Genomic DNA, 11,193 nt, shown 5'->3' with positions numbered 1-11,193 from the left:
GGGGCAGGCAACAGCGAGCACGTCTCCACCCCCTCGTAGTGGTTCATACGATTCATACGTCTGATGTGGCTCATACAGCTCATGCAGTACGCGGTGCTCGTGCGATGACTTGTGGTCAGTTCGCGCGCCGCGCCTCCCGGTTGGGTCGGAGCGGCAGCCCGGAGGACGATCCTACGTTTGTCCCCCTGGGGTGCATCAAGGGTCTCACGACGGCGTATACGAGGGGGTGCGGTCCCAGTCATCCGGAAGCGCGGGAACACGCCATTGTGGATCGGGCCGCCAGTCCTCCCAGCCGTCCCGGAACGGAGCGCCCCACTCCTCGATCAGCCCGACGGCGGCCCGGCCCGCCTCCCGCACCCGCCGCGCGGTCCGCGGGGCCATCAGGCCGGCCCGCTGCGCCATGGCGAACTCGTCCTCGTCGCGCCAGACCCAGCTGCGGTCCGGATACACGGAGATGTCGAGAAAGTGATCCTCGGAGTCGACGCCGCCCTGCCAGCGGGTGTGCGGTTCCTCCAGATTCACGTACCAGCTGCGGAACTGCCAGACCGGCTCCCAGAACAGCCAGACCGACCACGGCTCACCGGGCCGGGCCAGCTTCAGCACACCGTTTCCCAGCCAGGGGGAGCGCGCGGTGGTGCGCGGGGCGGTGTAGCGGGTGGCGAGCGGCTCGGCGTGCACCTCCCTGCCGTTCGCCAGCACCGGCTTCACACACTCGGTGCCCGGCGCCACCCACACCGCGAGCAGTTCGTCGGTGTCCTGGACGACGGTGACGGGGCGGCAGATGTGGAACGGGTCCGGGGCCCGCTCCGGCGCCCCGGACCCCGCCGGCGCGCCGTTGCGGCGGTAGCGCCACAGGATCTGATCACCCGGCGCCCAGTGCTCGATGTCTCCGGTACCTGCCATGGACGGATCTTAGAGGGACCGGAAACCCCCTGGGGTCTGTCGTCGAACTGCCGTCTGCCGAGCGGCGACGGCAGTTCGACGACAGGGCCGAGCTGCGACGCAGATCACGGGTGGGTCATACGCAGCACGTCGAGCGCCTCGTCGAGCTGTTCCACGGTGAGGTCGCCCCGCTCGACGTAGCCCGAGTCCAGTACGACCTCGCGAATGGTGCGGCGCTGCGCGAGGGACTTCTTGGCGACCTTCGCCGCCTCCTCGTAGCCGATGTACTTGTTCAGCGGGGTGACGACGGACGGCGAGGACTCGGCGTACTCCCTGGCCCGCTCGACGTTGGCGGTGATGCCGTCGACCGTGCGGTCGGCGAGCAGCCGGGAGGCGTTGGCCAGCAGCCGTACCGACTCCAGCAGGTTCTTGGCGATGACCGGGAGCATCACGTTCAGCTCGAAGTTGCCCGCCGCGCCCGCCACGGCGACCGTCGTGTCGTTCCCCGTCACCTGGGCGGCCACCATCAGGACGGCCTCGGGGATGACCGGATTCACCTTTCCCGGCATGATCGACGAGCCCGGCTGGAGGTCGGGGAGGTTGATCTCTGCCAGGCCGGTGCGCGGTCCGGACGCCATCCAGCGCAGATCGTTGGAGATCTTGGTGAGCGAGACGGCGATGGTACGGAGCTGGCCCGAGGTCTCCACGAGCCCGTCCCGCGCGCCCTGCGCCTCGAAGTGGTCCCGGGCCTCCGCGAGCGGCAGCCCGGTGGCGGAGGCGACCTCGGCGATGACGGCGGCGGAGAAGCCGGGCGGCGTGTTGATGCCGGTGCCCACGGCCGTGCCGCCCAGCGGCAGTTCGGCGAGGCGGGGGAGCGAGGCGCGCAGCCGTTCGATGCCGTACCTGACCTGTGCCGCGTAGCCGCCGAACTCCTGGCCGAGGGTGACGGGGGTGGCGTCCATCAGATGCGTACGCCCCGACTTCACGACCGTCGCGAACTCGGCGGCCTTGCGCTCCAGGGAGGTCGCCAGCCGGTCCAGGGCGGGGATCAGGTCGCCGGTGACGGCCGCCGTCGCGGCGATGTGGATGGAGGACGGGAAGACGTCGTTGGACGACTGCGAGGCGTTGACATGGTCGTTCGGATGGACCTCGCGGCCCAGCCGTTCGGTGGCGAGGGTGGCAAGCACCTCATTGGTGTTCATGTTGGACGAGGTGCCCGACCCGGTCTGGAAGACGTCGACCGGGAACTGGTCGTCCCAGCGCCCCTCGGCGACCTCGGCGGCGGCCTCCTGGATGGCCGCGGCGATGTCCGGGTCGAGCACCTTCAGCTCGGCGTTCACCTTGGCCGCGGCCGCCTTGATTCTGGCCAGGGCCTCGATGTGGGCCCGTTCCAGGCGCTGGCCGGAGACCGGGAAGTTCTCCACCGCGCGCTGAGTCTGGGCCCGCCACTTGGCCTCGGCGGGCACTCTCACCTCGCCCATCGAATCGTGCTCGACGCGGAAATCTCCACCGCTCGCGGGGGACCGCTCGCCTGCTTGTGAGTCGTCCATCTCGTTCAACCTCCTGAAAAAGTTGAGCACTTGTCTTGTTCTTTCTATTCCCAAGATGCCTACCGACCAGTAAATACCGGGGGTAACCACAACCCGGGGAGGCGCAATGAGGCGCATGAGGCACAGGTTCCGCTGTACGGTCGCGGCCGCCGCGGCCATGGCGGCGGCGGTCGGCGGCATGACCGTGGCTGCCGGTACGGCCGGTGCGACGGAGCGGTCCGGTTCCAGCACCACCGCATCCACCCCCCTGTCGCCCGAGCTGGAGGCCATCCGCGCCGCGGAGGCCACCAAGCTGTACGGCGACCCGGCCGAGCGCCCGCTCGCGGACCGCAAGACCGGGCTGATCTCGCTCGGCGACAGCGAGATCTCGGGCGAGGGCGTCGGCACGTACGAGGCCGGCACCAACGGCCCCGACAACTGGTGCCACCGCTCGCCCGACTCCGCCATCCACCGCACCGGCATCCCGGCGGACGTCACGTACAACGTCTCCTGCTCCGGCGCGTACACCGGCAACATCGTGATCGGCGGCTCGAAGCAGTACGCCGACGAGCTCGTGCAGAGCGACAACCTCGCCATCAAGGCCCGCAATACCCGCATCAAGATGATCGTGCTGGTGGCGGGTGCCAACGACGACCTCCAGTTCGGCCCGGTCATGACGGACTGCGTCGAGCGCTGGGTGCTCTCCCAGGGCACCTGCCAGCCCAAGTACGAGGGCGGCTGGCAGGCGCGCGTCGACGGACTCGTCCCCAAGGTCGAGAAGACGGTGCGCGACCTGAAGACCGTCATGTCGGGGGCCGGCTACGCCGACAACGACTACAAGCTCGTGGTCATGGGCTACCCGAGCCCCATCGGCCCGGACTTCTACGACAACCCCAGCTTCCCCGGGAAGCTTCCCGGCGGCTGCGCCGGGTACGACTCCGACGCGGCCTGGGGCCGCAACGTGGCCGTCCCCGCCTTCGAGCGCGGCATGCGCAAGGTCGCCGACGACACCGGGGCCTTCTACCTCGACAACTCCCGGCTCTTCCACGGCCACGAGGTGTGCAGCGAGTCCACCTGGGCCCGCGGTCTCTACATCGACCTCGGACACTTCCCGCCGGACTCCAACTCCCTGCGGCAGTCCTACCACCCGAACGCGAGCGGCCACGGCGCCTTCGCGTCCTGCCTGACCCAGATCTACAACTCCAACCTGCGCCAGGCGAGCTGCGCCGACCCGGCGAGCACCGGAAAGCCGGTACTGCAGGCCGGGGCGTGGGACGACGCCTTCAAGCCCCTGAAGAACGAGGCGACGGGCACCTGTGTGGACGCCCCCGGCTCGGTGACCGGTAACAGCACGAAGATCGGCGGCTGGGACTGCCACGGCGGCCGCAACCAGGGCTGGTGGTACGACTCCGGTACGAAGACCCTCCGTACGGAGCTGAGCCACGACCGGTGCCTGGACATACCTGGCGCCGACTACAAGGCGGGCGCCACGGCCATCCTGTACAACTGCTCGGGCGCGGCCAACCAGCAGTTCGTGAAGCAGTCGGGTACCTTGCGCCCGGCGGCCTCGACCGGACTGTGCCTGACGCTGGCGGCGGCGAAGGACCCGCTGAAGCTCCAGGCCTGCGACGGCAGCGCGCAGCAGCGGTTCGTGTAGCGGTCGCCGTTCTACGAGTGCGTGAAGAAGGGGCGGGGCGTCCGGTGCCGCTCCGCCTCTTCGGGCCGTCCGGCGCGGATCAGCCGGACGTCATGAACGCGCCGAGCGCGGCCGCCAGATGGCCGGGGTCCTCGACCCCGCACAGCTCGCGCGCCGAGTGCATGGACAGCCCCGGCACCCCCACGTCGACCGTCTCCACGCCCAGCCGGGCAGCGGTGAGCGGGCCGATCGACGTACCGCACGGCATCGCGTTGTTGGAGACGAACGGCTGCCACGGCACGCCCGCCCGCTCGCACGCCGCCGCGAACACCGCCATGCCGGTGCTGTCGGTGGCGTACCGCTGGTTGACGTTGACCTTGAGCGCGGGGCCGCCGCCCGGCAGCGGACGGTGGTCCGGGTCGTGCCGCTCCGCGTAGTTGGGGTGCACCGCGTGGGCCATGTCGGCGGAGACGCAGAACGCCCCGGACAGGGCCCGCGACCAGTCCTCCGGGCTGCCGCCGCGGGCGGTGACCGAGCGGCTCAGGACCTGCTCCAGCAGCGGACCCTGCGCACCCGTCGCCGAACCGCTGCCGACCTCCTCGTGGTCGAAGGCGGCCAGGACCGGGATGTACGCCGGCTCGTCGGCCGCGGTCGCCGCGGCCGCCAGGGCCGTGACGCCCGCGTGCACCGAGACCAGGTTGTCCAGCCGAGCCGACACCACGAACTCCCGGTCGGCGCCCAGGTACCCGGGCGGCTGGACGTCATGGAGCATCAGGTCCCAGCCGAGCACCTCGTCCGGGTCCGCCTCGGCGGCCGCCGCGACCCGGCGCAGCAGCGCACCCTCCGCCCGCGGCCCGAGCGCCCAGACCGGAGCGACGTGGCGCTGCGGGTCGAGCGCGAGCGCCTCGTTGACCGTACGGTCCAGATGGATGGCCAACTGGGGTACCCGCAGCAGCGGTTCGTCGATCCGTACGAGCCGGGAGGCGACCCCGCCGCCCGGGGTGCGCACCGCGAGCCGCCCGGAGATGCCGAGGTCGCGGTCGAGCCAGGTGTTCAGCGGAACACCGCCGTAGATCTCCACGCCGATCTGCCGCCAGCCCGCCGATGCGGTGTCGGGGGCGGGCTTGACCCGCAGGTTCGGGGAGTCGGTGTGGGCGCCGACGATCCGGAAGGGGGTGTGCGCCGGGGCCCCCTCGGGGACGTACCAGGCGATCAACGCACCGGCGCGGGCGACGAAGCTGCCGCCGGTCGTGCCCGTCCAGTCGTCGGTGCCCCGCAGTTCACGGAAGCCCGCCTTCTCCAGGCGCTCGGCGGAACCTGCCACCGCGTGGTACGGGGAAGGGCTGGCACTGATGAAGGAAAGCAGGTCGTCGGTGTGGCTGCGGTGGGTAAGCGGCGTCATCGGGCGTCCGCCTTTCCGGAGTTCGACGGTGAGGGTGGAGGAACCCGCGCCGGGCCGTTGGGTGCGGCGCGGTGCGGGCGGTGTGCGAGGCGTGGCCGGCCTCCGGGCACCCGGGCGATCCGGCGGGGGTGCCGGTCCTCAGGGGCGGGTATCCCGGGGCCGGGCCGGCCGAGTGGTGCGGGAACGTCCGACAACCCACCAAAGCGGGCCGGTACGGCGCAAGTCCGCAGCGCGGCCCGCTGCGTGAAAGCGGCGGTGCCCGACCGTCCGCGGCGGCGGCGTTCCCCGGTGCGGGCAGGGGCGTGCCGGGGCAGGCACCGGGAGCGTGCGGGACACCACGGCGTGCGCCCGGCCCCTCGCCGAGCCCGCCGAGATTGGCCGAATATCGTCGTACGGGAACCTCATCGCTCCGGACCGGCGCGGTCGGCGCCGGAACGGGGGGCGGAAACGGCGGCCCGCCCGCGTGCGCCGGGCACCCTGATCAGGAACCCCACGGCGACCACGATGGCCGCCCCGTGCGACCAGCCGACGACGGCCGGCGGGCTGAACCGGTCGAGGGCCGCGGCGACCAGGATCATGCCGACGCCGAACCCGAGGTTCTCCAGGGTCGCGGAGAGCCCGAAGGCGTGAGCGCGCAGATCGGCGGGGAGCGTCTGCAGATGGGAGGTGTACGAGACCTCCGTGAGCCCGTCCGCCGCCCCCGCGCCGCCAGCGCGATCACGACGGTCGCGGCCCATGGGAACCCGGCGAACGCGAGGATGAAAGCCCCGGACATCAGACAGGTGCCGTACCCGAAGCCCGGCGCCCCCACCGTGCGCCCGGTTCGTCTGACGTACCGCTGGATCACCTGCTGCGCGACGACGTTCCCCACCGCCCACAGACACCAGAACGCGCTGACGGACACGGCCGGGTGGGCGGCGTCGAGCGCGGCGGGGTGGACCGGCAGTGCGGCGTTGTGGGAGGACGAGCCGAAGGCGTCGACACTCCGCAGCACAACCATCAGACCGAGTCCCGGCGCGGCCGCCGACGCGAGCAACGCGCCCGGCCGCCCCCGCCGCCTCCGGCCACCGGTCCGCTTCTTCTCCCCGTCCTCGCCGGAATCCCCCTCCGATTCCGGCCGGGCGTCCTTTCCCCGGCCCCCGTCCGGGATCGGCAGCAGCGCCACCGTGACGGCGCGGAGCATGTGCGGAAGGTCTCCGAGCAGCTGGGCAGCAACAGCCGGGCCCAACTCGGCTGTCCGGTCGCGACATCGGGCCTGCTGGAGGCATGAGCACGGCCCCGCGGAACGCTCCGCGGGGCCGTGATGCTTTGTACCGACAGGTCAGGCGAGACCCGGGCCCCGCACCGGAATGCTGGTGAACGTCGGTGCCGGGGCGGGCTCGGTGAAGAAGTCGTTGCCCTTGTCGTCGACGACGATGAACGCGGGGAAGTCCTCGACCTCGATCCGCCAGACCGCTTCCATACCGAGCTCCTCGTACTCGACGACCTCGACCTTCTTGATGCAGTCCTGCGCGAGGCGGGCCGCCGGCCCACCGATCGAGCCGAGGTAGAAACCGCCGTGCGCGTCGCACGCGTCGGTGACCTGCTTGGACCGGTTGCCCTTGGCGAGCATCACCTTCGAGCCGCCCGCCGCCTGGAACTGCGCGACATAGCTGTCCATCCGGCCGGCCGTCGTCGGACCGAAGGAGCCGGAGGCGTACCCCTCGGGCGTCTTCGCCGGGCCCGCGTAGTAGACCGGGTGGTCCTTCAGGTACTGCGGCATCTCCTCGCCCGCGTCCAGCCGCTCCTTGATCTTGGCATGCGCGATGTCGCGGGCCACGACCAGCGGGCCGGTCAGTGAGAGCCGGGTCTTGACCGGGTACTTGGTCAGCTCGGCGAGGACGTCGTCCATCGGGCGGTTGAGGTCGATCTTCACACTGTGCCGTTGAGCGTCTTCGCCGCGGGCACCCGCCTCGTCGAGGTGCTCGTCGGTGGTGTCCGGGAGGAAGCGGGCCGGGTCCTTCTCCAGCTGCTCCAGGAAGACGCCCTCGGCGGTGATCTTCGCGGTGGCCTGGCGGTCCGCCGAGCAGGACACGGCGATCGCCACGGGCAGCGAGGCGCCGTGCCGGGGGAGGCGGACGACACGCACGTCGTGGCAGAAGTACTTGCCGCCGAACTGGGCGCCGATGCCGATCTTCTGCGTCAGCTCGAAGACCTTCTCCTCCAGCTCCTTGTCCCGGAAGCCGTGGCCGGTGGGGGAGCCCTCGGCAGGCAGCTCGTCCAGGTAGTGCGCGGAGGCGTACTTCGCGGTCTTGAGCGCGAACTCGGCCGACGTACCGCCGACGACGATCGCCAGGTGGTACGGCGGGCAGGCGGCCGTACCCAGCGAACGGATCTTCTCCTCCAGGAACTTCATCATGGAGGTCTCGTTCAGCACCGCCTTCGTCTCCTGGAAGAGGAACGACTTGTTGGCCGAGCCGCCGCCCTTCGCCATGAAGAGGAACTTGTACGCGCCGCCGTCGGTGGCGTAGAGCTCGATCTGGGCAGGGAGGTTCGAGCCGGTGTTCTTCTCCTCCCACATGGTGAGCGGAGCCATCTGCGAATAGCGCAGGTTGAGCTTGGTGTAGGCGTCGAAGATGCCGTGCGAAAGCGCCTCCTCGTCACCGCCCTCGGTGAGCACGTTCTGCCCGCGCTTGCCCATGACGATCGCGGTGCCGGTGTCCTGGCACATCGGCAGCACGCCGGCCGCCGCGATGTTCGCGTTCTTCAGCAGGTCGAGCGCGACGAACTTGTCGTTGGACGACGCCTCGGGGTCGTCCACGATCCGCCGCAGCTGCGCCAGGTGGGCGGGGCGCAGATAGTGCGAGATGTCGTGCATGGCCTCGGCGGCCAGGGTACGCAGCGCCTCCGGCGCGACCTTGAGGAACGTACGACCGTCGGCCTCGAAGGTGGAGACACCCTCGGAGGTCACCAGACGGTACGGCGTGGTGTCCTCTCCCAACGGGAGCAGATCGGAGTACGCAAACTCTGGCATTACGGCCATTCCTCACTCGGCAGACGGCGGCTGACCTCCCTTGGGCAGCGCACCCACCAGGGTAGAACGCCACAGGAGCGCCGAAGCTGTGAGGTAAGGCTCAGTTCGGCCACTCCGGGGGGCCGTTCCTGGGCGGGGTGCGACACGGCGGGGGCTAGTCGCGATCTATCGCGTTTGGGTACGCTGGGCCGGTGGACCTCGAAAAGCAGCCCCAGCAGCCAGTGGCCCCGGTGGAGCCGGCCGGTATCCGCGCCTCCGACGCGGACCGGGACCGGATCGCGGACATCCTGCGGGAAGCCATGGCCGAGGGCCGGCTCACCGCCGACGAGCACGCCGAGCGGGTCGACGCGGTCTACCGCGCCAAGACCGTCGGCGAGCTGGAACCGCTGGTACGTGACCTGCCCGCTCCGGCGGGCGCCGCCCGCACGGCTGCCGCTCCCGGCGTCCATGGTCACGAGAGCCCCATGGGTCCCGCCGACAACCTGGTGGCGATCTTCAGCAGCTCGACCCGCAAGGGCCGCTGGCGGGTCGGCAGCCGTACGAACGCCTTCGCGCTCTTCGGCAGCGTGGAGGTCGATCTGACCGAGGCGCTTTTCGGTCAGAGACTCACGGTCATCAACGCGACTTCCATCTTCGGGAGTGTCGAAGTCAAGGTCCCCGAGAACATCTCGCTGCGCGGCAGCGGCACGGGCGTCTTCGGCAATTTCGAAGTCGCCACCCTGGAATCCGCGGACCCCGAAGCGCCGGTGGTCGTCGTGAACGGCTATTCCGTGTTCGGTAGCGTGGAGGCGAAGCCCAAGCGCGGGAAGTTCATCGCGGATCTCCAGGACCGGCTGCGCAAATACCTCGGATAGCTCCTGCCGGAACTCGCCGGGAACTCCCTCGATTCCCCTTCGAAAACAAGCCAGATTCCTGGCCGGCCGCTATTTCGCGACCCGGAACCGAGTGCCACTCAGTGCATAGGCGTGCGCACAGCGGGTAGGGAATGCTGCATCGTCTCTCGCTCGCGAAGCCGTCGTCAGGAGTAGACCGTGCTGCAACTGCCGCATCAGCCCCTGCAGGTCGCCGCCGTCCCTCCCCAGCGCACCCCCGCGCGGGAGGACCAGGCCGGCCCCTGGCATTCGGAGGCGGTGTGCCGCCGGGACGAAGCCGGGCTGTTCTTCGCCCCGTCGAAGGAGCCGACTGCTGCCAGACTCGCGCGCGAGGAGTCCGCGAAGCGGGTCTGCGCGCGCTGCCCGGTGATGATCGAATGCCAGGAACACGCGCTCATACAGCCGGAGCCGTACGGGGTGTGGGGCGGCCTCACCGCCGCCGAGCGTCGTGTGGTGCTCGCCCGTCGCAGACGTCGCGAGATGGAGCGCAAGGCCTCGGCCGTGTCCTCCGGCGCGACGGGCCGGATCGCGGCGGCGGGCTGACCGGCCCGGACCCGGCCGGTCCGGCCGCCGGCCCGCACCCGTGTCCGTATCCGTGCGGTTTCGTGCCCGCGCGCTCGCGTCCGTACGGTCCCGTGTCCGGACGGCGCCGTCCTGTACGGGCCCGTGTCCGCACGCACCACGCGAAGAGGCGCCCCCACCGCACATGGGGGGCGCCTCTTCGCGTGGTGTCTCCGGAGACCTCGCACTGTCTTCCGGAGCTCTCCGGGACCGGGTCTACTTCGCGCGGTCGAAGTCGATCGCGCTGTAGGCGCGCAGCTTCGAGAGCCGGTGCGTGGAGTCGATCTTCCGGATGGTGCCGGACTTGGACCGCATGACGATCGACTCGGTGGTCGCCGTCTCCGCGCGGTACCGCACGCCGCGCATCAGCTCGCCGTCCGTGATGCCGGTCGCGACGAAGAACACGTTGTCGCCGCTGACCAGGTCGTCGGTGGACAGCACCCGGTCCAGGTCGTGCCCGGCGTCCAGCGCGCGCCGGCGCTCGGCCTCGTCCTTGGGCCAGAGCTTGCCCTGGATGACGCCGCCGAGGCACTTTATGGCGCAGGCCGAGATGATGCCTTCGGGCGTGCCGCCGATGCCCATCAGCAGGTCGACGCCGGTCCCCTCGCGGGCGGCCATGATGGAGCCGGCGACATCGCCGTCGGAGATGAACTTGATCCGCGCGCCCGTCTCGCGGATCTCCTTCACGATGCCCTCGTGACGCGGGCGGTCGAGCACGACGACGGTGACGTCCTCGGGAGCGGAGTTCTTCGCCTTCGCGACCCGGCGGATGTTCACCGAGACGGGGGCGTTGATGTCGACGAAGTCGGCGGCCTCGGGGCCGGTGACCAGCTTGTCCATGTAGAAGACGGCCGACGGGTCGAACATGGCGCCGCGGTCCGCGGCGGCCAGGACGGCGATCGCGTTCGGCATGCCCTTGGCGTTCAGGGTCGTGCCGTCGATCGGGTCCACGGCGATGTCGACCTCGGGGCCGGTGCCGTCGCCGACGCGTTCGCCGTTGAACAGCATGGGGGCCTCGTCCTTCTCGCCCTCGCCGATGACGACGACGCCGTTCATCGAGACGGTGGAGACGAGGGTCCGCATGGCCTTCACGGCGGCGCCGTCGGCGCCGATCTTGTCGCCGCGGCCCACCCAGCGCCCCGCCGCCATGGCGGCGGCCTCGGTGACCCGGACCAGCTCCAGGGCGAGGTTGCGGTCGGGGGCCTCGGGGGAGACCTCGAGCTGAGACGGCAGATGATGCTCGGACATCGGAGCGCACCTTTCTGTACGGCGACGACCGGAAGAGGGTGCTGCGACTC

8 protein-coding genes and 1 pseudogene are annotated in these 11,193 nt (G+C 70.6%); 3 read left to right on the top strand and 6 right to left on the bottom strand.

Features of this window, described 5'->3' with window-relative positions; all coding sequences use genetic code 11:
* Positions 1–204: 204 nt before the first annotated feature.
* Complete coding sequence (locus tag ACIRJP_RS25900; RefSeq protein WP_404178622.1) at positions 205–903, bottom strand: DUF402 domain-containing protein; 699 nt, start codon at positions 901–903, stop codon at positions 205–207.
* A gap of 104 nt (positions 904–1,007) precedes the next feature.
* Positions 1,008–2,432 carry a class II fumarate hydratase gene (locus ACIRJP_RS25895; RefSeq protein ID WP_404178619.1) on the bottom strand — a complete coding sequence of 475 codons (1,425 nt, stop codon included), beginning with the start codon at positions 2,430–2,432 and terminating at the stop codon, positions 1,008–1,010.
* Positions 2,433–2,538: 106 nt separating this feature from the next.
* On the opposite strand from ACIRJP_RS25895, the gene ACIRJP_RS25890 reads away from it, so the two are divergent.
* Positions 2,539–4,068, top strand: coding sequence for a ricin-type beta-trefoil lectin domain protein (locus tag ACIRJP_RS25890; protein ID WP_404178616.1), 1,530 nt, complete (start codon positions 2,539–2,541; stop codon positions 4,066–4,068).
* 79 nt (positions 4,069–4,147) lie between these two features.
* Here ACIRJP_RS25890 and ACIRJP_RS25885 read toward each other — a convergent pair whose 3' ends face one another.
* From ACIRJP_RS25885 to ACIRJP_RS25875, 3 genes and pseudogenes are all read right to left on the bottom strand, one after another.
* Positions 4,148–5,449: a M18 family aminopeptidase gene (locus tag ACIRJP_RS25885; RefSeq protein ID WP_404178613.1), complete on the bottom strand. Its 1,302-nt coding sequence runs from the start codon at positions 5,447–5,449 to the stop codon at positions 4,148–4,150.
* A 401-nt stretch (positions 5,450–5,850) separates the two neighbouring features.
* Positions 5,851–6,623 (bottom strand): annotated as a pseudogene (locus tag ACIRJP_RS25880) (MFS transporter); the annotation flags it as partial.
* A 147-nt stretch (positions 6,624–6,770) separates the two neighbouring features.
* Positions 6,771–8,462: a fumarate hydratase gene (locus tag ACIRJP_RS25875; protein WP_404178610.1), complete on the bottom strand. Its 1,692-nt coding sequence runs from the start codon at positions 8,460–8,462 to the stop codon at positions 6,771–6,773.
* A 191-nt stretch (positions 8,463–8,653) separates the two neighbouring features.
* Here ACIRJP_RS25875 and ACIRJP_RS25870 point away from each other — a divergent pair, with 191 nt between their 5' ends.
* Both ACIRJP_RS25870 and ACIRJP_RS25865 read left to right on the top strand, forming a co-directional pair.
* Positions 8,654–9,316: a DUF1707 domain-containing protein gene (locus ACIRJP_RS25870; protein WP_404178607.1), complete on the top strand. Its 663-nt coding sequence runs from the start codon at positions 8,654–8,656 to the stop codon at positions 9,314–9,316.
* A gap of 177 nt (positions 9,317–9,493) precedes the next feature.
* Positions 9,494–9,877: a WhiB family transcriptional regulator gene (locus ACIRJP_RS25865; protein WP_351261468.1), complete on the top strand. Its 384-nt coding sequence runs from the start codon at positions 9,494–9,496 to the stop codon at positions 9,875–9,877.
* 234 nt (positions 9,878–10,111) lie between these two features.
* On the opposite strand, the gene glpX is transcribed toward ACIRJP_RS25865, so the two are convergent.
* Entirely contained in the window at positions 10,112–11,143 is a 1,032-nt protein-coding gene (glpX, locus tag ACIRJP_RS25860) for a class II fructose-bisphosphatase (protein WP_342287201.1), read from the bottom strand.
* Positions 11,144–11,193: the final 50 nt, after the last annotated feature.

Source organism: Streptomyces sp. NPDC102437 (genome assembly GCF_044765565.1).
Classification (GTDB): Bacteria; Actinomycetota; Actinomycetes; order Streptomycetales; family Streptomycetaceae; genus Streptomyces.
Note: the sequence above shows the minus strand (reverse complement) of the source record. Positions and strands in the feature narration are given on the sequence as shown.